Origin of the sequence: Methylobacterium sp. WL116 (genome assembly GCF_008039455.1) — a bacterium.
Lineage (GTDB): Bacteria > Pseudomonadota > Alphaproteobacteria > Rhizobiales > Beijerinckiaceae > Methylobacterium.
Map to the genome: position 1 here is coordinate 1 of NZ_VRUV01001047.1, position 657 is coordinate 657.

1 protein-coding gene is annotated in these 657 nt (G+C 70.2%); it reads right to left on the minus strand.

Translation table 11 applies throughout. The features are described from left to right. Positions 1 to 204 precede the first annotated feature (204 nt). A partial coding sequence (locus FV223_RS29325; protein WP_147730074.1) for a DUF2059 domain-containing protein occupies positions 205 to 657 on the minus strand: 453 nt, incomplete at its 5' end.

The window sequence follows — 657 nt, forward strand, 5'->3', positions numbered from 1 at the left end:
GGCGGGACGAGGCGGCGCGGGACCGCGCCGGCATCCTCGACGCAGCGCCCGGCCAGGAACAGCACGGCCGCGATGGCGACGACGAGGGGGCTCGACCGGTTGGCCAGCGCCATCGCCAGGGGCATCACGGCGAGCGCGACGGCGCCCGCTGCATAAAGACGTCGGGACGGGGACACGGGCCGGCCGCGCGGTCGATTCGTGCGCCTACTGGAGCTGGTGCCCGCGCTTGCCCATCTCGGCGCGCACGCGGACCATGACGTATTCCGAGACTTCCTGGGTCCAGGTCTGCATCGCCTGCACCATCTCGTCGAGGATCTGAGGCTGGGTCTCGACGTAGCGCTTGCCGGCGGGCGAGCGGAAGAACGCCGCGATGTCCTGCAGCTCGGCTTCGCTCAGCTTGTTCGCGTAGATTCGCGCCGCGGTGTCGATGATGCGCTGCTTCTGCAGCTCCATCTCGGGGTTGAGGCCCTGCAGCACCTCGTCGAGATCCTTGCTCAGCTCGGGGCGGGTGACGGTCTGCTGCTTGATCTGCTCGGCGAAGGCCGGAATGATCGAGTCGAACGAGCGCGCGATGCCGGAATTGAGCATCACCTCGCGGGCGAGCGCGAGATGGTTGGCGCCGATCGTCGGGGCGCCGCGCGTGGCCGGGGCGGCGGG